This is a genomic window from Pseudoxanthomonas sp. 68-E7, from assembly GCF_057773145.1.
The window spans coordinates 194,549-215,096 of sequence record NZ_JBYMTI010000002.1 but is presented as its reverse complement, the minus strand read 5'-3'; the positions used below and the strand labels follow the sequence as shown (position 1 = coordinate 215,096).

Annotated in this window: 18 protein-coding genes; 7 read left to right on the top strand and 11 right to left on the bottom strand. The window is 67.2% G+C overall.

Features of this window, described 5'->3' with window-relative positions:
- Nucleotides 1–30: 30 nt before the first annotated feature.
- Nucleotides 31–2,634, top strand: a complete 2,604-nt coding sequence (acnB, locus tag AC3DE2_RS05565) for a bifunctional aconitate hydratase 2/2-methylisocitrate dehydratase (protein WP_488425403.1) — start codon at nt 31–33, stop codon at nt 2,632–2,634.
- Nucleotides 2,635–2,759: 125 nt separating this feature from the next.
- On the opposite strand, the gene AC3DE2_RS05560 is transcribed toward acnB, so the two are convergent.
- The gene (locus tag AC3DE2_RS05560; RefSeq protein WP_295379943.1) at nt 2,760–3,602 is read right to left on the bottom strand and encodes a LysR family transcriptional regulator; all 843 of its coding nucleotides are present in this window, start codon (nt 3,600–3,602) and stop codon (nt 2,760–2,762) included.
- A 141-nt stretch (nt 3,603–3,743) separates the two neighbouring features.
- Here AC3DE2_RS05560 and AC3DE2_RS05555 point away from each other — a divergent pair, with 141 nt between their 5' ends.
- Entirely contained in the window at nt 3,744–5,255 is a 1,512-nt protein-coding gene (locus AC3DE2_RS05555) for an MFS transporter (RefSeq protein WP_488425402.1), read from the top strand.
- A 19-nt stretch (nt 5,256–5,274) separates the two neighbouring features.
- On the opposite strand, the gene hflD is transcribed toward AC3DE2_RS05555, so the two are convergent.
- The 4 genes from hflD to AC3DE2_RS05535 are packed head-to-tail and all read right to left on the bottom strand — an operon-like array spanning nt 5,275 to nt 7,966.
- Nucleotides 5,275–5,886, bottom strand: coding sequence for a high frequency lysogenization protein HflD (hflD, locus tag AC3DE2_RS05550; protein ID WP_295379938.1), 612 nt, complete (start codon nt 5,884–5,886; stop codon nt 5,275–5,277).
- On the bottom strand, nt 5,883–7,001 hold the full coding sequence (mnmA, locus tag AC3DE2_RS05545) for a tRNA 2-thiouridine(34) synthase MnmA (protein ID WP_488425401.1): 1,119 nt from the start codon (nt 6,999–7,001) through the stop codon (nt 5,883–5,885). Before mnmA ends, hflD begins: the two co-directional genes overlap by 4 nt.
- Nucleotides 6,998–7,462 (bottom strand): NUDIX hydrolase, encoded by a 465-nt coding sequence (locus AC3DE2_RS05540; RefSeq protein WP_295379933.1) that lies wholly within the window; start codon nt 7,460–7,462, stop codon nt 6,998–7,000. Before AC3DE2_RS05540 ends, mnmA begins: the two co-directional genes overlap by 4 nt.
- A 15-nt stretch (nt 7,463–7,477) precedes the next feature.
- A complete protein-coding gene (locus AC3DE2_RS05535; RefSeq protein WP_488425399.1) occupies nt 7,478–7,966 on the bottom strand; it encodes a hypothetical protein in 489 nt (162 codons plus the stop codon).
- A 75-nt stretch (nt 7,967–8,041) separates the two neighbouring features.
- Here AC3DE2_RS05535 and clpS point away from each other — a divergent pair, with 75 nt between their 5' ends.
- A complete protein-coding gene (clpS, locus tag AC3DE2_RS05530; RefSeq protein WP_295379929.1) occupies nt 8,042–8,362 on the top strand; it encodes an ATP-dependent Clp protease adapter ClpS in 321 nt (106 codons plus the stop codon).
- A 125-nt stretch (nt 8,363–8,487) separates the two neighbouring features.
- A complete protein-coding gene (clpA, locus tag AC3DE2_RS05525) occupies nt 8,488–10,770 on the top strand; it encodes an ATP-dependent Clp protease ATP-binding subunit ClpA (RefSeq protein ID WP_295379928.1) in 2,283 nt (760 codons plus the stop codon).
- A gap of 123 nt (nt 10,771–10,893) precedes the next feature.
- Here clpA and AC3DE2_RS05520 read toward each other — a convergent pair whose 3' ends face one another.
- The 6 genes from AC3DE2_RS05520 to trxB form a co-directional block, all read right to left on the bottom strand.
- The gene (locus tag AC3DE2_RS05520; RefSeq protein WP_488425398.1) at nt 10,894–11,256 is read right to left on the bottom strand and encodes a hypothetical protein; all 363 of its coding nucleotides are present in this window, start codon (nt 11,254–11,256) and stop codon (nt 10,894–10,896) included.
- A gap of 214 nt (nt 11,257–11,470) precedes the next feature.
- Nucleotides 11,471–11,689 (bottom strand): translation initiation factor IF-1, encoded by a 219-nt coding sequence (gene infA / locus AC3DE2_RS05515; protein WP_079726088.1) that lies wholly within the window; start codon nt 11,687–11,689, stop codon nt 11,471–11,473.
- An 85-nt stretch (nt 11,690–11,774) separates the two neighbouring features.
- Nucleotides 11,775–12,521, bottom strand: a complete 747-nt coding sequence (gene aat / locus AC3DE2_RS05510) for a leucyl/phenylalanyl-tRNA--protein transferase (RefSeq protein WP_488425397.1) — start codon at nt 12,519–12,521, stop codon at nt 11,775–11,777.
- A 48-nt stretch (nt 12,522–12,569) separates the two neighbouring features.
- Nucleotides 12,570–13,700 (bottom strand): GNAT family N-acetyltransferase, encoded by a 1,131-nt coding sequence (locus tag AC3DE2_RS05505; RefSeq protein WP_488425396.1) that lies wholly within the window; start codon nt 13,698–13,700, stop codon nt 12,570–12,572.
- Nucleotides 13,701–13,711: 11 nt separating this feature from the next.
- Entirely contained in the window at nt 13,712–14,647 is a 936-nt protein-coding gene (locus AC3DE2_RS05500; protein WP_488425395.1) for a metallophosphoesterase, read from the bottom strand.
- Nucleotides 14,648–14,665: 18 nt separating this feature from the next.
- Nucleotides 14,666–15,619, bottom strand: coding sequence for a thioredoxin-disulfide reductase (gene trxB, locus AC3DE2_RS05495; RefSeq protein ID WP_488425394.1), 954 nt, complete (start codon nt 15,617–15,619; stop codon nt 14,666–14,668).
- A 310-nt stretch (nt 15,620–15,929) separates the two neighbouring features.
- Here trxB and AC3DE2_RS05490 point away from each other — a divergent pair, with 310 nt between their 5' ends.
- The 3 genes from AC3DE2_RS05490 to AC3DE2_RS05480 all read left to right on the top strand — a co-directional run bounded on the left by AC3DE2_RS05490 (nt 15,930) and on the right by AC3DE2_RS05480 (nt 20,539).
- Nucleotides 15,930–18,299: a DNA translocase FtsK gene (locus tag AC3DE2_RS05490; protein WP_488425393.1), complete on the top strand. Its 2,370-nt coding sequence runs from the start codon at nt 15,930–15,932 to the stop codon at nt 18,297–18,299.
- Nucleotides 18,300–18,432: 133 nt separating this feature from the next.
- Entirely contained in the window at nt 18,433–19,056 is a 624-nt protein-coding gene (gene lolA / locus AC3DE2_RS05485; RefSeq protein WP_488425392.1) for an outer membrane lipoprotein periplasmic chaperone LolA, read from the top strand.
- A 178-nt stretch (nt 19,057–19,234) separates the two neighbouring features.
- A complete protein-coding gene (locus AC3DE2_RS05480; protein WP_488425758.1) occupies nt 19,235–20,539 on the top strand; it encodes a replication-associated recombination protein A in 1,305 nt (434 codons plus the stop codon).
- Nucleotides 20,540–20,548 lie beyond the last annotated feature (9 nt).

Sequence of the window (20,548 nt, the reverse complement as noted above, 5' to 3'; positions counted from 1 at the left end):
CCCGTCACCCCACCGCATTCCGGAGTCACCATGTTGGAAGCCTATCGCCACCACGTAGCCGAGCGCGCCGCGCTGGGCATCCCGCCGCTGCCGCTGACGGCCCAGCAGACCGCCGAGGTCATCGAACTGCTGAAGGCGCCGCCGGCCGGCGAGGGCGACTTCCTGCTGGAGCTGATCACGAACCGGGTGCCGGCCGGCGTCGATGACGCCGCCAAGGTCAAGGCGTCCTATCTGGCCGCGGTCGCCTTCGGCAGCGAGCAGTGCCCGCTGATCAGCCGCGAACGCGCCACCGAACTGCTGGGCACCATGCTAGGCGGCTACAACATCCATCCGCTGGTGGAACTGCTGGATGACGCCCAGGTCGGCACCATCGCCGCCACCGCGCTCAAGCACACGCTGCTGATGTTCGACGCCTTCCACGACGTGCAGGAAAAGGCGCAGAAGGGCAATGCCAACGCCCAGGCCGTGCTGCAGAGCTGGGCCGACGCCGAATGGTTCACCAGCCGTCCGGAAGTGCCGCAGTCGCTGACCGTCACCGTGTTCAAGGTGCCCGGCGAGACCAACACCGACGACCTGTCGCCGGCGCCGGACGCGACCACCCGTCCGGACATCCCGATGCATGCATTGGCGATGCTGAAGAACAAGCGCGACGGCGCGCCGTTCACCCCGGAAGAAGACGGCAAGCGCGGCCCGATCGCGTTCATCCAGTCGCTCACCGAAAAGGGCCATCCGGTCGCCTACGTCGGCGACGTCGTGGGTACCGGTTCCAGCCGCAAGTCGGCCACCAACTCGGTGCTGTGGTGGACCGGCGAGGACATCCCGTTCATCCCGAACAAGCGCTTCGGCGGCGTGTGCCTGGGCAGCAAGATTGCCCCGATCTTCTACAACACGATGGAAGACGCCGGCGCGCTGCCGATCGAACTGGACGTGTCGAAGATGGACATGGGCGATGTCGTCGAACTGCGCCCGTATGAAGGCAAGGCGCTGAAGAACGGCGAGGTGATCGCCGAGTTCCAGGTCAAGAGCGACGTGCTGTTCGACGAAGTGCGCGCCGGCGGCCGCATCCCGCTGATCATCGGTCGCGGCCTGACCGCCAAGGCGCGCGAGGCGCTGGGCCTGCCGGCTTCCACGCTGTTCCGCCTGCCGCAGAACCCGGCCGACACCGGCAAGGGCTACACCCTGGCGCAGAAGATGGTCGGCCGCGCCTGCGGCCTGCCCGAAGTCAACGGTGTGCAGACAGGCATCCGCCCGGGCACCTACTGCGAGCCGAAGATGACCTCGGTGGGCTCGCAGGACACCACCGGCCCGATGACCCGCGACGAACTGAAGGATCTGGCCTGCCTGGGCTTCTCCGCGGATCTGGTGATGCAGTCGTTCTGCCACACCGCCGCCTATCCGAAGCCGGTCGACGTCAAGACCCACCACGAACTGCCGGCCTTCATCAGCAACCGCGGCGGCATCTCGCTGCGTCCGGGCGACGGCGTGATCCACAGCTGGCTCAACCGCATGCTGCTGCCCGACACGGTCGGCACCGGTGGCGACTCGCACACCCGTTTCCCGGTGGGCATTTCGTTCCCGGCCGGCTCTGGCCTGGTCGCCTTCGCCGCGGCCACCGGGGTGATGCCCTTGGACATGCCGGAATCGGTGCTGGTCCGCTTCAAGGGTGAAATGCAGCCGGGCGTGACCCTGCGCGATCTGGTCAACGCCATCCCGCTGTACGCCATCAAGCAGGGCCTGCTGACGGTCGCCAAGCAGGGCAAGAAGAACATCTTCTCCGGCCGCATCCTGGAAATCGAAGGCCTGCCGGATCTGAAGGTGGAGCAGGCGTTCGAGCTGTCCGACGCCTCGGCCGAGCGTTCGGCCGCCGGCTGCACCGTGCACCTCAACAAGGAACCGATCATCGAGTACATCAACAGCAACATCACGCTGCTGAAGTGGATGATCGCCGAGGGCTACCAGGATCCGCGCAGCCTGCAGCGCCGCATCAAGGCGATGGAAGCGTGGCTGGCCGATCCGCAGCTGATGAAGGCCGACGCCGACGCCGAGTACGCGGCGGTCATCGAGATCGACCTGGCCGACGTGCATGAGCCGATCGTGGCCTGCCCGAACGATCCGGACGACGTGAAGACCCTGTCGGAAGTCTCCGGCGCGGTCATCGACGAAGTGTTCATCGGTTCGTGCATGACCAACATCGGCCACTTCCGTGCCGCCTCCAAGCTGCTGGAAGGCAAGCGCGACATTCCGACCAAGCTGTGGGTCGCGCCGCCGACCAAGATGGATGCCGCCGAGCTGACCAAGGAAGGCCATTACGGCACCTTCGGCACCGCCGGCGCGCGCATGGAGATGCCGGGTTGCTCGCTGTGCATGGGCAACCAGGCGCAGGTGAAGGAAGGCGCGACGGTGTTCTCCACCAGCACCCGCAACTTCCCGAACCGGCTGGGCAAGAACTCCAACGTGTACCTGGGTTCGGCGGAGCTGGCCGCGATCTGCTCGCGCCTGGGCCGCATCCCGACCAAGGCCGAGTACATGGCCGACATCGGCGTCATCAACGCCAACGGCGATCAGATCTACCGCTACATGAACTTCGATCAGATCGCCGACTACAAGGACGTCGCCGATACCGTCGCCGCGTAAGCGTCGCGCGGGTCAACGTCGTACCGGAACCCCGGCCAAGGCCGGGGTTTCTTTTTGCAAGCCGGCAATCCGGGACGGGGAGGGTGGCAAGCCGATTGACTGCGGTCGTCGTGTCCGCGGCGTCCTCAGGCATGGTCCCGCAGCAGGCGCACGAACTCCTCGTCCGCCGCGCTCTGCTCGCCGGGACGGCGCACCAGCACGTATTCGGCCTTCGGCAAGGCCGGCAGGCCCAGATCGTCGTTGACGATCTTCAGGCCGGGAACCAGTTCGGTCCGGGTCATCACCGCGATGCCGAGGCCGGCGAGGGTGGCCGCGCGCAGTCCCTCGTTGCTGGCGGAGGTGAAGGTGAAATGCCAGGGCTGCGCGGCGCGCTCCAGCGCCGCGAGACCGATATGCCTGCGCAGGCAGGGAGCGGGCGCGAACGCGAGCGGCAGGGAATCGCCCGCCGGGGGCACGAAATGGTCCGCCGCGCTCCAGACGAACTCGGTACTGCGCAGCAGCAGGTCGTCCTCCTGGCCGGGTTCGGCCAGCACCACCGCCATGTCGAGCTCGCCGGCCGCGACCATCGCGCGGAAATCCGGGCTGGACGAGACGTTCACTTCCAGGCGCACGCAGGGATGGCTGCGGGCGAACTGGCCCAGCAGGGTGGGCAGGCGCGCGCCGAGGTAGGTATCGGCCACGCCGAAGCGGATCACGCCGGACACCGGCGACAGCCGGAATCGCCGGGTCAGCGCGTCGGAGGCTTCGAGGATGCGCTGCGCATGGCTCAGGAATTCCTCGCCGTCCTCGGTCAGGGTCAGGCGCCGGGTGGTGCGCTGGAGCAGGGGGCGCCCAACCTGTTCCTCCAGCCGGCGGATCTGGTGGCTGACCGCCGATTGGGTCAGGTGCAGGCGCTCGGCCGCGCGGGTGAAGCCGCCGGTCTCGGTGACCGCAAGGAAGGCGCGCAGGAGTGCGGGGTCGAAGTCCATGCGGATAAATGACCGTAATTACTGGATTCGAATAAATTAAATCATTTCCTTCATTCATGGGTGTTCCCGACAATGGCCCGGTGCCCGCCCGTCCTGGCCCGTCACCCAGGCGCGGCAGCCTCCCTCCACCGGAGTTCCCCCATGTCCGCTTCCCTGTCCTCGCGAAACAGGACGGCGCTGTTCGCCGTCTGCCTCGCCTCCCTGATGTTCGGCCTGGAGATTTCCAGCGTGCCGGTGATCCTGCCGACCCTGGAGCGGGTGCTGGGCGGGGACTTCCGCCAGATGCAGTGGGTGATGAACGCCTACACCATCGCCAGCACCACCGTGCTGATGGCGGCCGGCGCACTGGCCGACCGGTTCGGACGACGCCGGGTGTTCCTGATCAGCGGCGCGCTGTTCGGAGCCAGTTCGGTGATGTGCGGCCTGGCCGGCGATGTCGGCATGCTGATCCTGGCACGGGCCCTGCAGGGGTTGAGCGGCGGCGTGCTGCTGATCTGCATGCTGGCGATCCTGTCGCACCAGTTCCGCGACGGACGCGAGCGCGGCAAGGCGTTTGCCGCGTGGGGCGTGGTGTTCGGTCTCGGACTGGGCTTCGGACCGCTCATCGGTGGCGCGATCGTGGCCCTGTCCGACTGGACGTGGGTGTTCCTGGTGCATGGGCCGATTGCCGTGCTGACCCTGCTGCTGGTGATCGCCAGCGTGGAGGAATCGCGGGATCCGCAGGCGCGCCGACTCGACTGGGGCGGGATGCTGTCGCTGTCACTGGCCGTGCTGGGGTTCGCCTTCTATCTCACCCAGGGCGACGCGATGGGTTTCACCGGCCCGCTGTCGCTGGGCGTGCTGGCCGCGACCGTGGCCTGCCTGGCGATTTTCATCGTGGTGGAGCGGCGGCTGCATCACCCGATGTTCGATTTCTCGGTGCTGCGCAATCGCGCATTCTCCGGCGCCCTGCTGGGCTCGATGGGAATGAACTTCAGCTTCTGGCCGCTGATGGTCTACCTGCCTATCTACTTCCACGGCGTACTGGGCCTGGGTGAACTGCAGTCCGGCATCGCGCTGCTGGCCTACACCTTGCCGGCGCTGGTGTTCCCGCCGGTGGGCGAGCGCCTGTCGCTGCGCTACCGGCCGGGCCTGGTGATACCGGCGGGATTGTTCACCATCGGCGTCGGCCTGCTGCTGATGCACTGGGCGGCGGGCGCGGCGGCGCCGGGCCTCTGGAAGGTGCTGCCGGGCGCGCTGATCGCGGGCATCGGACTGGGCATCACCAACACCCCGGTCACCAACACCACCACCGGGTCGGTCTCGCCGGATCGTGCCGGCATGGCGTCGGGGCTGGACATGAGCGCACGCCTGATCTCGCTGGCGATCAACATCGCCCTGATGGGCCTGCTGCTGGTACGCGGCGTGCAGTCGGCCTTGCAGCAGTTGCCGGCCAGCGCGGCAGGGAACGCGGATCTGCGCGGGCTGGCCGAGCGGATTGCCGCCGGCGACGCCGGCGCGGATCCGGCCGCACCGCTCGCCTTGGCCCAGGGGTTCGGCTGGATCACGCTCTACGGTGGCGTGAGCGTATGCCTGGTGGCGTTCGCCAGCCTGTTCGTGTTCGGCATGGCCAAGACGCGCCGGCATGCGCCGGTCGCCTCCTGTACGGGTTGAGACGGATGGGCTTGCCGGATCAGTTCAGCCAACCGTCGATGGCCGTGGCCATCGCGCGGCGCGAGAACAGGAAGTCCCAGTAGCTGCCGCCGAGTTGCCGCCACAACACCGCGGCGCGCACCGCCGCGAGCAGGATGGCGCGTATCTCGGCGACCACGCCGGGCTGGCCGAGATAGTGCGGATTGCCCTGGACCATCACCCGCGGACGCAACTGGCTGAGGGTTTCTGCGTACAGATTGCCGAGCGCCGCGATCACTTCCGGATGCGTGCTGCCGACCTGCCGGGCCTGCGGCGCCAGCCTGTCCACGGCTTCGCTGACGGCGCTGCCCAGATCGCCGCGGCGGATGAACCGGCGCTCCAGCTGCAGCACCGCCATGCCGAGCCGGGGCAGGGTGTCTTCCTTGTTCTCGCCAATCAGATAGCCGCGCAACAGGCGCAGGCCCGGATTGAGTTCGGAAACCCGGCCGAACACGCCTGCCGCGTCGGCGGCGTCGATCCGGAACACGCTGTCCAGCGCGGTCTGGACCACGCCGGCTTCGGAATGACCGGTTTCGGCGATGCGACGGACCTGGTGGAGGGCCTGCGCCAGGCCGGCGAGGGCCAGGACGCGTTCGGAAAACTGGTTGCTCAAGCGGCTTGCTCCGCGATTCTTCGTTCCAGGGGGGCGTCGGTGGCGGCGATGACGGCGCCACCAAGGCAGATGTCGCCGTCGTACAGCACCACCGACTGGCCGGGCGTGACCGCCCGCTGCGGGTGCGCGAAGGCAACTTCAAGCCGGCCGTCATCGGCGACGGTCACCGAACAGGGTTCATCGGCCTGCCGGTAGCGCGTCTGCGCGGTGCATTCGAAGCGCATGGCCGGCGCGCTGCCGGCGGTCCAGTGCGCCTGTTCGGACCACAGCCGGTGGGACTGCAGGTACGGGCTGCCGGTGTCCTGGTCCACGTACAGGATATTGTTGGCGACATCCTTGCCGACCACGTACCAGGGCGCCGCCGGCCGGCCACGCACGCCGCCGATCTGCAGGCCTTCGCGCTGGCCGAGGGTGAAATAGAAAACGCCGGGATGCTCGCCGATGCGCTGGCCCTGCGGATCGCGCATTTCGCCTCGCCGGGCCGGCAGGTAACGGCCCAGGAATTCGCGGAAATCGCGCTCGCCGATGAAGCAGATGCCGGTCGAGTCCTTCTTGTCGTGCGTCGGCAGCCCGGCCTCGCGGGCTACCCCGCGCAGATCCTGTTTCTGCATGTCGCCGATCGGGAACAGCGTTGCCGACAACTGCTCCTGCCCCAACTGGTGCAGGAAATAGCTCTGGTCCTTGCCGCGATCGACCCCGCGCAGCAACTGCCAGCGGCCGGCGTGGAAGCCGATCCGCGCGTAGTGTCCGGTGGCGATCTTCTCCGCGCCCAGTTCGCGGGCGGCGTCCAGGAAGTGCTTGAACTTGACCTCGCGGTTGCACAGCACGTCCGGGTTGGGCGTGCGGCCGGCGGCGTACTCGGCCAGGAAGTGTTCGAACACGCCCTGCCAGTACTCGGCGGAGAAATCGCGGAAATGGAACGGGATGCCGAGCCGTCCGCACACGGCGACCGCATCGCGGCGATCCTCCTCGGCCCGGCATTCGCCGCTGCCGTCATCGGCCCAGTTCTGCATGAACAGTCCGGCCACGGACTCGCGGGCCTGGACCAGGCGCAACGCCGCCACCGACGAGTCGACCCCGCCCGAGATACCGACGATGACGCGCGGCGTGCTCATGCGGTCTGGTGGAGCATGTCGAGTGGATAGCGGCGGCCACCCAGGTAGTCCTCGACCACCTGCCAGACCAGGGGGCTGCGGTGGCGCTCGTGGACCTGCTGCAACTCGGCGGGCGTCAGCCAGTGGGTCTGGACGATGCCGTCGTCGAGCGGCCGCGCGGGGTCGTGGCGCACCGGCTCCGCCGCGAAGGCGAAACGCAGGTAGTGCCGGCCGGTCTCGGTGGCCTTCCACTGGTAGGCGCCGACGAAGGCGGTCAGGCGCACGTCCCAGCCGGTTTCCTCGCGGGTCTCGCGCAATGCCGCGTCCAGCAGGGTCTCGTCCGGTTCCAGGTGGCCGGCGGGCTGGTTGAACACCAGCCGGCCCTGGGCGCGTTCCTCGACCATGAGCAGGCGTCCGTCGCGCACCACGATGGTGGCGACAGTGACGTCGGGCTGCCAGAACCGGCCTTCGCGATAGCTCATGGGAAATTCCCGGGCTCAGTAGTCGTCGGAAGCCGGATCTTCGGCCAGCTCGACTTCCATCGCGTCGGCCGAGACGGCGGCGGCGGAAATCGCATCCTCCAGCAACTCGGTGCTGGCATCGGCCGGAAGCTTGGCCACGTACACCGCGCTGCGTTCCTGCTTGACCCAGGAGCCCAGGATCAGCGCGTTGGAGGCATCCAGCAGGCGGTTGGCCACCACGGCCGGCAGCGAGTCGCTCGGTGACTGGTAGGCGTAGGACCACAGCTCGCGCACCCGGTGCTTGCCGTAGGTTTCCACGGCCGATCGGATGTAGACGATCTGGCTGCGCTCCTCGTTGTCGCCGGTGGCCATCAACAGCTTGTAATCGCCGTCCTCGTCCACTTCGTATTCGTAGCCAAGCGCCTTCAGCTGCTTGGCGATGGCCGGATCGGCCTCGGCGGCATGCGCGCCGGACACGCCCGCGAAGGCGGCGGCGAGGGCAAGGGCGAGGGCGGCTGGTTTCATCGGTTCAATCCATTGGGGGAAAGGAGTTAATTGTGCGTGCAACCTCGATGGGCGTCCAATCCGTATAATTGGCGCATGTCCCGCAAGACCGAAAACGAACGCGACCACGGCGTGCTGGTGGAGACCGGCAAGCCCGAGGTGGCGCCGCCGCCGCTTTTCCAGGTGGTACTGCTCAACGACGACTACACCCCGATGGATTTCGTGGTGGTGGTGCTCCAGCAGTTCTTTTCCATGGACCTGGAAAAGGCCACCCAGATCATGTTGCATGTCCATACCCGGGGCCGCGCCATCTGCGGGGTCTACACCCGCGAGGTGGCCGAATCCAAGGTGGCCCAGGTCAACGAGTTTTCGCGGGTGAACCAGCACCCGCTGCTGTGCACGATGGAAAAATCCTGAGGTTTCGGTGTTGGGGCGCCGTCGGGCCCTTGCAAGGCAACGATTCCTGAACACTGAAATCCGGGCGGGTGATGGAAATCCACCCCTCAGGCCGCATATTGTCGGCATCGGCCCCGGAGGCGACCATGTTCAGCAAAGATCTCGAGCAAACCATCGGCCAGTGCTACAAGCGCGCCCGCGAGGCACGGCACGAGTTCATGACGGTGGAGCACCTGCTGCTCTCCCTGTTGGAGAACCCGTCCGCGCAGGCGGTGCTCAAGGCCTGCGGCGCGGATTCGACCCGCCTGCAACACGACCTGGAACAGGCCATCGAAGCGTCGGTGTCCCGCCTGGCCGAGGATGACGGCCGCGACACCCAGCCCACCCTGGGCTTCCAGCGCGTGCTCCAGCGCGCGGTCTACCACGTGCAGTCCTCGGGCAAGAAGGAGGTCACCGGCGCCAACGTGCTGGTGGCGATCTTCGGCGAGAAGGATTCGCACGCGGTCTACTTCCTCAACCAGCAGGATGTCACCCGCCTGGACGTGGTGAATTACCTGTCGCACGGCATCGCCAAGCAGGGCGAGGAAGGCGAGGGCCAGGGCGCGCCCGAGGGCGAGGGCGGCAAGGCCGAAGCCGGCGAGGGCGAGGGCAAGGGCGATGCCCTGACCGAGTTCGCCAGCAACCTCAACGACCTCGCCCGGCAGGGCAAGATCGATCCCCTGGTCGGCCGCGCCGACGAGGTCGAACGGACCATCCAGGTCCTGTGCCGGCGCCGCAAGAACAATCCCCTGTACGTCGGCGAGGCCGGCGTGGGCAAGACCGCCCTGGCCGAGGGGCTGGCCAAGCGCATCGTGGAAGGCGAGGTGCCGGACGTCCTGCTGGACGCCACCATCTATTCGCTCGACCTGGGCGCGCTGGTGGCGGGCACCAAGTACCGCGGTGATTTCGAAAAGCGCCTGAAGGGCGTGCTGGCGGCGATCCGCAAGATCCCCGGCGCGGTCCTCTTCATCGACGAGATCCACACCATCATCGGCGCCGGTTCCGCCAGCGGCGGCACCATGGATGCCAGCAACCTGATCAAGCCGGCGCTGGCCTCGGGCGAATTGCGCTGCATCGGTTCGACCACGTTCCAGGAATACCGCGGCATCTTCGAGAAGGATCGCGCGCTGGCGCGGCGCTTCCAGAAAATCGACATCGTCGAACCGACGGTGGGCGAGGCGTTCCAGATCCTGCAGGGCCTGAAGCCCAAGTACGAAGCGCACCACGGCGTCACCTACGCCGACGAGGCGTTGCAGGCCGCGGTCGATCTGTCGGTCAAGCACATCGGTGACCGCCTGCTGCCGGACAAGGCCATCGACGTGATCGACGAGGCCGGCGCGCGCCAGCGGCTGCTGCCGGAAGGCCAGCGCAAGGATCTGATCGACATCGAGGAAATCGAGACCATCATCGCCAAGATGGCGCGCATCCCGGCCAAGCAGGTCACCTCGTCCGACAAGGACGTGCTGCAGCACCTGGAGCGCAACCTGAAGATGGTGATCTTCGGCCAGGATCCGGCCATCGAGACCCTGGCGTCGGCCATCAAGCTGGCGCGCTCGGGCCTGGGCAATCCGGACAAGCCGATCGGCAATTTCCTTTTCGCCGGCCCGACCGGCGTGGGCAAGACCGAGGTGACCAAGCAGCTGGCGCTGCAACTGGGCATCGAACTGGTTCGCTTCGACATGTCCGAGTACATGGAACCGCATTCGGTCAGCCGCCTGATCGGCGCGCCTCCCGGCTACGTCGGTTTCGACCAGGGCGGCCTGCTGACCGAGAAGATCGTCAAGACCCCGCATTGCGTGCTGTTGCTGGACGAGGTCGAGAAGGCGCACCCGGACATCTTCAACATCCTGTTGCAGGTGATGGACCGCGGCGTGCTGACCGACACCAATGGCCGCGAGGCGAACTTCAAGAACGTGATCCTGGTGATGACCACCAATGCCGGCGCGGCGCAAGCTTCGCGGCGTTCGATCGGCTTCACCCAGCAGGACCATTCGACCGATGCGATGGAAGTCATCCGCCGCAGCTTCACCCCGGAATTCCGCAATCGGCTGGATGCGGTGGTGCAGTTCCAGGCACTGGGCTTCGAGCACATCCTGCGGGTGGTGGACAAGTTCCTGATCGAACTGGAGATGCTGCTGCAGGAGAAGCACGTCAGCCTGTCGGCCACGCCGGCCGCGCGCGACTGGCTGGCCCAGCATGGCTTCGACCCGTTGATGGGTGCCCGTCCGATGGCGCGCCTGATCCAGGACAAGGTCAAGCGTCCGCTGGCCGACGAGTTGCTGTTCGGCAAGCTGGTCAATGGCGGCCGGGTCAGCATCGATGTGCGCGAGGGTGAACTGGTGGTGGACAGCCAGGCCGAACCGGAGAGGCTGTTGCCGGTGACGGTCTGAGGATTCCCGGCTGGCGACGAGCCTGGCCTGACTGCCCAGGTAAATCTGCAGGACGAAAACAAGGCCGGCGCCCCAGGGCGCCGGCTTTTTCTTTGCCCCATCGATGGCAGGAACTCGTGTGTTTCAGCGGCGAAGGCGCGCCTTCCGGCCGGTGAACTCTTCCGCGGTGATTTGCTCGAAGCTGGCGATATCGCACTTGCCACGCTGGGTATCGACTCGGCTGCCGGTGGGGCACAGGCGGTTGTCCTGGCCTTCGGCGATCACCAGCAGGCGCGAGGCGAGGGGAAGGCTGTCGCAGATGCCGCGCAGCTTGACCCGGTAGTGCCGGTCGCCATCCTTGAGGAAGAAGGACTGGGTGCCGCTGCGGACGATCTCATGGCCGGGGGCCAGGTCAACGCAGGCGGTAGCCGGAGTGTCGCGGGCCTGGGCGAGCGCGGGCAGCAGCATGGCCAGTGCCAGGGCGGCGCAAGGCAGGAAACGGGTCATCGGAATCTCCGCATGTGGTGGGAGTCGCCACCTTAGGCGGGAGGGCGAAACACCGAATCTGGCGGAAGTGTCCATGACTGAAGACCCGGCGCCGCGTCGGGCCGCGACCTTTTGCCCCGCTGCCGCATCCCGCCGGTTCCGTCTGTAGCGGCCTGAACTCGGGAAAACAAAAAGGGCGACCAAGTCGCCCTTTTTAATCAATCGCTTACCGCAGTTATTTCATGCGATAGGTAATGCGACCCTTGGTCAGGTCGTAGGGGGTCATTTCGACCTTGACCTTGTCACCGGTGAGGATGCGGATGTAGTTCTTGCGCATGCGACCGGAGATGTGGGCGATGATTTCGTGCCCGTTTTCCAGTTTGACCCGGAACATGGTGTTGGGCAGCGTTTCGGTGACGGTGCCTTCAAATTCGATGGAATCGTCTTTCGACATGCAGACCTGTGCTGTGCGGCCGGAACGGCCAGGGCGATAAAGTCCGCCATTGTACGCCGCCGAGGCTTCCGGCGCAAAAATCCCGTTAATCCCCCAGCGGGTGGGCCAATCGGGCGGCGGGCAATGCGCCGAACCGCGTGGTCCAGCTCGTCGCCGGCCCAGGTACCTCCACCAGTTCCCGCACCCGTTCCAAGAACGTCCGGCGCGGCCAGCGCTCCGCGCCCAGGCTCAGCAGATGCGGGTTCTCCACCTGCGCGTCGATGAGCGGCCAGCCCCACGCGTGCAGGGTGGCGGCCAGGGCCGCGATCGCGATCTTGGAACCGCCGCTTTCCACACTGAACATGCTCTCGCCGAAGAACATCCGGCCGACGGCCACGCCGTAGAGCCCGCCGACGAGATGCGTGCCGTCGAACACTTCGATGGAATGGGCGTGCCCGGCCCGATGCAGCGCGGCGTAGGCCGCCTGCATCTGGCCGGTAATCCAGGTGCCGTCCTGGCCCGGCCGCGGGCGGCTGGCGCATTCGGCGACGACCGCGTCGAAGGCGGTGTCGGCTCGCACCTGCCAGGTGGACTGGCGGAGGCTGCGCCGGAACCGCGAGGCCAGGTGCAGGCGATCGGTGCGGAACACCATGCGCGGATCCGGCGACCACCACAGCAGCGGCTGGCCCTCCGAGAACCAGGGAAAGATGCCGCCCCGATAGGCGTTGAGCAGTCGGGGCGGGCTCAGATCACCGCCTATCGCCAGCAGGCCGTCGGGCTGGCGCAGGGCCAGTTCCGCGGGTGGAAACGGCGCTTCGGGTTCGGGGGCGAGCAGGAAGGGGCGCTGGCTCATGCCGGCATTATCGGCGTCCGGCAGGGCACGGGGCCATGCCGTCGCGGTTCAGCCGGTGACAACCTTGAACGGCGAGTGCGCGGCCAGGGTCGCGGCGTAGCGGCGGACCGCGAGGGTTTCTTCGTCGCACCAGCGCGCCAGGGCTTCGGCGAAGGCGGGATCGGCGATCCAGTGCCGGCTGCGCACGAACACGGGCAGGAAGCCGCGCGCGATCTTGTGCTCGCCCTGCGCACCGGGTTCGAACACGCGCAGGCCCTCGCGCAGGCAGTATTCGACGCCCTGGTAGTAGCAGGTTTCGAAGTGCAGGCCGGGCAGGTTGCGGTGGCAGCCCCAGTAACGTCCATACAGGGTGTCGCCACCGCGCAGGCAGAGCGCGCCGGCGATCGCTTCGCCGCCGGATTCGGCCAGGAACATCACGAACTGCCGGCGCAGCGCGCGCGCCAGGTGGCGAAAGAAATCGAAGGTCAGCGCCGGTGAGTTGCCGTAGTCCTGGAAGGTCTGCAGGTAGAACCCGAACATCGCGCCCAGATCCGCCTCGCTGGCCTCGTCGCCGTGCAGGGTGCGGAAGGTGATTCCGGCGCGCGCGACCCGCGCGCGCTCCTGGCGGATGTTCTTGCGGTGCTTGTGATCGAAGGCGGCCAGGAAGGCATCGAAATCGGTCCAGCCGGTGTCGTTGCGCCAGTGGTACTGCACGTCGGTGCGGGACAGCCAGTTTCCATCGAATGCGACGTCTTCCCCCTCCGAATGGAAGTTGACGTGCACCGAGGACAGCCCGTCCTGTTCCGCCTGCGCGATCAGCGCTCCGGCCAGTTGCCGGCGCAACGCGGCGGTGGGCGCCAGCAGGCGCGGACCGGTGACGGGCGAGTAGGGCACCGCGCACAGCCATTTGGGGAAGTACTCGCGTCCGTAGCGCGCATAGGCCTGCGCCCAGGCGTGGTCGAACACGAATTCGCCGTGGGAGTTGTGCTTCAGGTAGGCCGGCGCGACGGCGACCAGCGTGTCGCCTTCCCACAGGGTGGCGTGGCGCGGCGTCCAGCCCCAGTCCTCGCGCAGGCAGCCGTGCTGTTCCAGTCCGGCCAGGAACGAGTGCGAGACGAACGGATTGCGGCCATCGTGCAGGGCGTCCCATGCCTCGGGGGCAATGCCCGCCAGCGAGGGCAACGTGCGGAATTTCGCCATCGTCGCGGGCATCAGGGGCGCAGGTGCAGGACGTCGATCGTCGGCGGATTGAACAGGCGCATGGGCAATCCGATTTCGCCCACGCCCGAGGTCGTGAACACGCGTACGCGCCCGCGCGGCGTCGAGGCGAATTGTTCTCCCCGGTCGAAGCCGTGCGCGCTCGGAATCACCCGGCGATACAGCCCGGGAATGCGGATCTGCCCGCCGTGGGTATGGCCGGCCAAGAGCAGGCGCGTGCTCGCCGGATCCAGGTCCACGGCGCTGTCCGGATTGTGCGCGACCACGAAGGTGGGCAGGGAGGACGGGGCGGCGGCCAGGAATGCCGGATCGTCCTTGCCCGCCCATCGATCACCGAGCCCTGCCCAGCGATAGCCGGCGGCGGTGGTCAACAGTTTTCCCTCGATGATCTTCACGCCATGGTGGCCGAGCGCCGCCCGCAGCGCCTGATCGATATCGGGGCCGGGAGCCTGCTGGTCATGGTTGCCCAACACGGCCAGGACCGGAACGCGTACGCGCGACAGCGGCGCGAAAAGCACTTCCAGTGCGCACTGCTGCGCCTGCCGGGGGTCGGGTTCCCGCGAACATTGCGGCCGGGCTTGGGGTTCGTAGGTCAGATCGCCCGCGATCACGACGGCATCGACGGGCAGGTCATTGATCCGTTCCACCAACCGATGCAGGAATCGTGAGTCCTTGTAGATGCCGAGATGGATATCGCTGATCAGCGCGATGTCCGCTTCGGCGCCGGTGCCAGGGAGGGTCGTTTCCCTGACCCGGATCATCTGGGGTTCGACGAACCGCGCCCACACGAACACCAGACCCGCCGCCAGCACGCAGGCGGTGAACCAGCGCCTGCCTGGCCTGCGCAGGCGCCAGGCCAGCCAAGCCAGGCAGGGGAACGCCAGGTAGCTGCCGTAGAACAGCGCCTGCTTGAGCAGGATCTTGTCCACCTCGGAGCGCGGCGGGGATCAGGCGTCCTTGTCGAGGAACCGCTCGGCATCCAGCGCGGCCATGCAGCCGAAGCCGGCCGAGGTGATGGCCTGGCGGTAGTGCTGGTCGGCCACGTCGCCGGCGGCGAACACGCCCGGCACGGTGGTGGCGGTGGCGCCGCCGTCCAGCCCCGACTTGATGGTCAGGTAGCCGTTGTTCATGCCCAACTGGCCCTCGAACAGGCTGGTGTTGGGGGTATGGCCGATGGCCACGAAGAAACCGTGCACGTCCAGGTCGCGGGTGCTGCCGTCCTGCACCGACTTGACCCGCAGGCCGGTGACCCCGGCCTCGTTGCCCAGCACCTCGTCCACGGTGTGGTGCCAGACCGGCTCGATCTTGCCGGCCTGGATTTTGGCGAACAGCTTGTCCTGCATGATTTTCTCCGCGCGCAGGGTGTCGCGGCGGTGGACCAGGTAGACCTTGCGGGCGATGTTGGCCAGGTACAGGGCCTCTTCCACGGCGGTGTTGCCGCCGCCGACCACGGCCACGTCCTGGTCACGGTAGAAGAAGCCATCGCAGGTGGCGCAGGCGGATACGCCGCGGCCCTTGAAGGCTTCTTCCGAGGGCAGGCCCAGGTACTTGGCGGTCGCGCCGGTGGCGATGATGAGGGCGTCGGCGGTGTACTCGCCGTTGTCGCCGATGAGCTTGAACGGACGCTGGCCCAGGTCTGCGGTGTGGATGTGGTCGAAGATGACCTCGGTGTCGAAGCGCTCGGCGTGGGACTGCATGCGCGCCATCAGGTCCGGGCCCATCAGGCCGTGGGCGTCGCCGGGCCAGTTGTCCACCTCGGTGGTGGTCATCAGCTGGCCGCCCTGCTGCAGGCCGGTGACGACGACGGGCTTGAGGTTGGCGCGGGCGGCGTAGACCGCGGCGGTCCAGCCGGCCGGGCCGGAACCCAGGATCAACAGGCGGCAGTGCTTCGAAGTGCTCATGTATACTCGCGGAAAAGGTGGATTGGCCTTGCGAATGCAACGGCTGGCACGCCATCGCAGGCGACATAGAGTGCGGGTGTGATCAGGTTCGATCAAGGCGCGCGGATGGAATGCGGTGATGCGGAACAACACGCGAGCGACAGGCCGGCATCACGCCGGCGATCTGCGACAGGGCGCCACCGTAGCGCCTTTTTTTCTGCGGGCCTCCCACGGCGCGGGTCCGCACCGGCACGATTCCGAGGGCTGAAATCTGCCAATGTTTCGTTTATTATCAAAGACTAATGGCATATTTCTAAGGTCTAATCGAAAGGTGGCGAAACCAGCACCCGAAAACGGCAAGGGCAAAGGCGCGAATGCGGCGGCGCGCAAACAGGCCACCGCCGCGGCGGTGAATCCGCGTCGGCAGCGCCTCTGGCGTGATCTGGCGCTGATCGTGATCGCGCCGCTGCTGCTCTACCTCTTTGCCAGCCTGTTCTCCTATTCGCCGGACGATCCCAGTTGGTCGCAGGCGGGCAGCGTCACCGCGCCGATCCACAATTGGGGCGGCAAGGTCGGTGCCTGGTTGTCGGCGCTGTTGCTGTCGCTGTGCGGCTACGTGGCGTTCCTGCTGCCGGTGATTCTCGGCGCGGTCGCCTGGATCGCGTTGTTCGGCATGGACACCGATGGCGACGGGGAAGCCGATCTCGGCCCGGCGCTGCGGTTGATCGGCATGGTCGGCTTCCTGATCTCCTCCACCGGCCTGCTGTTCCTGCGCGGCGTGCCGGCGGTGCATTTCTCCGATGGCCCCGGTGGCATCCTCGGCACCCTGGTCGGCAAGTCGCTGCTCAGCGGCTTCGGCGGGCTGGGTGGCAACCTGTTCCTGTTGGCGTTGTTCCTGGTCTCGGTGACCCTGGCCACCGGCCTGTCCTGGTTCGCGGTGATGGAGCGCATCGGCAAGGGCGTGCTGGCGTTGCCGGCGATGTTCCGCCGGGGCAGCCAGCAGGCGGCCGAATGGCAGCAGACCCGGGTGATGCGGGAAGAGCGCGAGGAAGTGCGCCGCGCCGACGCGGTCCTGCGCGCCAAGCGCGAGCCGGTGAAGATCGAACCGCCGCCGGCGCCGGTGATCGAGAAGAGCGAGCGCGCCAAGCGCGAGCAGCAGATTCCGTTGTTCCATGGCACCGGCGGCGACGCCTCCGGCTTGCCGCCGCTGTCGCTGCTGGACGATCCCAAGCCGCAGGCCAAGGGCTATTCCGAGGAAACCCTGGAAACCCTTTCGCGCCAGATCGAATTCAAGCTCAAGGATTTCCGCATCGATGCGCAGGTGGTCGGTGCCTATCCCGGGCCTGTGATCACCCGCTTCGAGATGGAGCCGGCGCCGGGCGTGAAGGTCAGCCAGATCAGTTCGCTGGACAAGGACATCGCCCGCGGCCTGAGCGTGAAGTCGGTGCGCGTGGTCGACGTGATCCCGGGCAAGTCGGTGATCGGCCTGGAAATCCCCAACACCAGCCGCGAGATGATCTTCCTCAGCGAGCTGCTGCGTTCGAAGGAATACGACAAGTCCGGTAGCGCGCTGACCCTGGCGCTGGGCAAGGACATCGCCGGCCGCCCGACCGTGGCCGACCTGGCGCGCATGCCGCACCTGCTGGTGGCCGGCACCACCGGTTCGGGCAAGTCGGTGGCGGTCAACGCGATGGTGCTGAGCCTGCTGTACAAGGCGTCGCCGAAAGAACTGCGGATGTTGATGATCGACCCGAAGATGCTGGAGCTCAGCGTCTACCAGGGCATCCCCCACCTGCTGGCGCCGGTGGTCACCGACATGAAGGAGGCCGCCAACGGCCTGCGCTGGTGCGTGGCGGAGATGGAGCGCCGCTACAAGCTGATGAGCGCTGTGGGCGTGCGCAACCTGGCCGGCTTCAACAAGAAGGTCAAGGACGCGCAGGACGCGGGCCAGCCGCTGATGGATCCGTTATTCAAGCCCAACCCGGATCTGGCCGAAGCGCCGCGTCCGCTGGAGCCGCTGCCGTTCATCGTCATCTTCATCGACGAATTCGCCGACATGATGATGATCGTCGGCAAGAAGGTCGAGGAGCTGATTGCCCGTCTGGCGCAGAAGGCGCGCGCCGCCGGCATCCATCTGATCCTGGCGACCCAGCGTCCGTCGGTGGATGTCATCACCGGCCTGATCAAGGCCAACATCCCGACCCGCATCGCGTTCCAGGTCAGTTCGAAGATCGACTCGCGCACCATCCTGGATCAGTCCGGCGCGGAAACCCTGCTGGGCCACGGCGACATGCTGTACCTGCCGCCGGGCACGGCGATGCCCGAGCGCATCCACGGCGCCTTCGTCAGCGACGACGAGGTGCACCGTGTCGTCGAGCACCTCAAGGCCACCGGCAGCGCCGACTACATCGAAGGCGTGCTGGAGGAAATCCAGACGATGGGCGATGGCGTGGTGGTGGGACCGACCGGCCTGCCCGAGAGCGGCGGCGGCGGTGGCGACGAAAGCGACCCGCTGTACGACGAGGCGGTGCGCATCGTTACCGAAAGCCGGCGCGCCTCCATCTCCGGCGTGCAGCGCCGCCTGAAGATCGGCTACAACCGGGCCGCCCGCCTGATCGAAGCGATGGAAGCGGCGGGCGTGGTCTCGCCGCCGGAACACAACGGCGATCGCCAGGTACTGGCGCCGCCACCGCCGCGCTGAGCGGAAGCGCCGCCATCGCGGCTGAACGCCGGTTCATGCCGGCGTTTCCGCCACGGGGAATCCCGATGCGTGCTATTCAGACTTGCCGGGGCACACTCGGCACCGACCCCGAAACCACCCACCGCCACCGCCCATGACCCGCATCGTCCGACCCATGATTCTCATTGCCGCCGCGCTGTTCGCCGGCAACGCCTTCGCCGGCGCCCGTGATCAGCTCAAGGCTTTCACCACCGGCCTGAAAGGCCTGGATGGTCAGTTCGTCCAGCAGGTCCACGATGGTGGCGGCAAGCTCAAGGAAACCTCCAACGGTCGTGTCTCGCTGTCCGCGCCGCGCCTGTTCCGCTGGGAATACAACAAGCCCTACGAGCAGTTGATCGTCGCCGACGGCAAGCAGGTGTGGGTGTACGACCCCGACCTGAAGCAGGCCACCGTGCGCGAGCAGGGCGTGGAGGAACAGAACAGCCCGCTGTCGGCGCTGATTGATCCGGGCAAGCTGGACCAGCAGTTCAACGTCAAGGAAGGCGGCAGCCAGAACGGACTGGAGTGGCTGACCCTGACCCCGAAGCGCGAGGGCGACGCCAATTTCCAGTCCGCGCGCCTGGGTTTCGATGGCAAGGGGCTGGCGCAGATGGAAGTGGTCGACGCGGTCGGCCAGCGCACCACCATCAGGTTCAGTGGCTGGAAGCGCAATCCGTCGTTCGCCGGCGGCACTTTCAAGTACACGCCGGGCCCGGGCGTGGACGTGGTCGGCGGCTAGCGGGATACGCTCCCTTGCCGGAGCATGCGGGCCGGGTTCCGGGAGGAATCCGGCCTTTTCGTTTCCGCGGGCCGACGCGGGCAGCCGCGGACGGTAGAATCCCCCGGTGGCAAGATCCCCCAAAACCCGCAATCACTTTCCGCAGGAAACCGATCTGCTGAGCGTTGATCGCTCGGCGATGCGGCCGCTGGCCGAACGCATGCGGCCGCGCACCCTCGACGAGATGGTCGGGCAGCGCAGGCTGCTCGCGCCAGGCAGCGCGCTGCGGCGCGCGGTGGAGTCCGGGCGCGTGCATTCGATGATCCTGTGGGGGCCGCCGGGCTGCGGCAAGACCACCTTGGCGCTGTTGCTGGCGCAGTACGCGGATGCCGAGTTCCAGGCCATCTCGGCGGTGCTGTCGGGGTTGCCGGACGTGCGCGCGGTGCTGGCCGAGGCGGCGCAGCGTTTTGCCGAGGGACGGCGCACCGTGCTGTTCGTCGACGAGGTGCACCGCTTCAACAAGGCCCAGCAGGATGCGTTCCTGCCGCACATCGAACGCGGCACCATCCTGTTCGTCGGCGCCACCACCGAGAATCCCTCGTTCGAACTCAACTCGGCATTGCTGTCGCGCTGTCGCGTGCACGTGATGGAGGCGGTCTCGGCCGACGACATACGGCACGCGCTGCGACGCGCGGTGGAGGACGAGGAGCGCGGCCTGGGCGGGCAGGGCTTGCAGGCCAGCGATGACGCCCTCCGGGAAATCGCTGGCGCGGCCGATGGCGACGTGCGTCGCGCGTTGACCCTGCTGGAAATCGCCGCGGAACTGGCCACGGGCGAAGACAACACCATCACCCCGCAGACCCTGCAGCAGGTGCTGGCCGATCGCACGCGCCGGTTCGACAAGGGCGGCGAGCAGTTCTACGACCAGATCTCGGCGCTGCACAAGTCCATCCGCAGTTCCAATCCCGACGGCGCGCTGTACTGGCTGGCGCGGATGCTGGACGGAGGCTGCGACCCGGTCTATCTGGCGCGCCGCCTGACCCGGATGGCGGTGGAGGACATCGGCCTGGCCGATCCCCGCGCGCTGCAGATGGCGGTGGACGCATGGGACACCTATGAGCGGCTCGGCAGTCCCGAGGGCGATCTGGCCTTGGCGCAGGTGGCGATTTACCTGGCCAGCACCGCCAAGTCCAACGCCGGCTACAAGGCGTTCGGCATGGCACGGCAGGACGTACGCGAGCACGGGACCCAGGAGGTGCCGCTGCACCTGCGCAACGCGCCGACCAAGCTGATGAAGCAACTCGGTTATGGCGGTGGCTACCAGTACGATCACGATTCCGCCGGCGGCATCGCGCTGGATCAGACGGCGTTCCCCGATGCCATGGGTGAACGCGTCTACTACGAACCGGTCGAGCGCGGGCTGGAAATCAAGTTGAAGGAAAAACTCGATCGCCTGCGCGAACAGCGGCGCGAGGCGAGGGCGGCCAAGCCGGGGCGTCCGTAGTCGCGCGTT

What these genes read in the sequence shown, in the direction of transcription:
- acnB (WP_488425403.1), top strand. Translation starts at nt 31, where the DNA reads ATGTTGGAAGCCTATCGCCACCACGTAGCCGAGCGCGCCGCGCTGGGC.
- AC3DE2_RS05560 (WP_295379943.1), bottom strand. Translation starts at nt 3,602, where the DNA reads ATGGACTTCGACCCCGCACTCCTGCGCGCCTTCCTTGCGGTCACCGAG.
- AC3DE2_RS05555 (WP_488425402.1), top strand. Translation starts at nt 3,744, where the DNA reads ATGTCCGCTTCCCTGTCCTCGCGAAACAGGACGGCGCTGTTCGCCGTC.
- mnmA (WP_488425401.1), bottom strand. Translation starts at nt 7,001, where the DNA reads ATGAGCACGCCGCGCGTCATCGTCGGTATCTCGGGCGGGGTCGACTCG.
- AC3DE2_RS05540 (WP_295379933.1), bottom strand. Translation starts at nt 7,462, where the DNA reads ATGAGCTATCGCGAAGGCCGGTTCTGGCAGCCCGACGTCACTGTCGCC.
- AC3DE2_RS05535 (WP_488425399.1), bottom strand. Translation starts at nt 7,966, where the DNA reads ATGAAACCAGCCGCCCTCGCCCTTGCCCTCGCCGCCGCCTTCGCGGGC.
- clpS (WP_295379929.1), top strand. Translation starts at nt 8,042, where the DNA reads ATGTCCCGCAAGACCGAAAACGAACGCGACCACGGCGTGCTGGTGGAG.
- clpA (WP_295379928.1), top strand. Translation starts at nt 8,488, where the DNA reads ATGTTCAGCAAAGATCTCGAGCAAACCATCGGCCAGTGCTACAAGCGC.
- AC3DE2_RS05520 (WP_488425398.1), bottom strand. Translation starts at nt 11,256, where the DNA reads ATGACCCGTTTCCTGCCTTGCGCCGCCCTGGCACTGGCCATGCTGCTG.
- infA (WP_079726088.1), bottom strand. Translation starts at nt 11,689, where the DNA reads ATGTCGAAAGACGATTCCATCGAATTTGAAGGCACCGTCACCGAAACG.
- aat (WP_488425397.1), bottom strand. Translation starts at nt 12,521, where the DNA reads ATGAGCCAGCGCCCCTTCCTGCTCGCCCCCGAACCCGAAGCGCCGTTT.
- AC3DE2_RS05505 (WP_488425396.1), bottom strand. Translation starts at nt 13,700, where the DNA reads ATGGCGAAATTCCGCACGTTGCCCTCGCTGGCGGGCATTGCCCCCGAG.
- trxB (WP_488425394.1), bottom strand. Translation starts at nt 15,619, where the DNA reads ATGAGCACTTCGAAGCACTGCCGCCTGTTGATCCTGGGTTCCGGCCCG.
- lolA (WP_488425392.1), top strand. Translation starts at nt 18,433, where the DNA reads ATGACCCGCATCGTCCGACCCATGATTCTCATTGCCGCCGCGCTGTTC.
- AC3DE2_RS05480 (WP_488425758.1), top strand. Translation starts at nt 19,235, where the DNA reads ATGCGGCCGCTGGCCGAACGCATGCGGCCGCGCACCCTCGACGAGATG.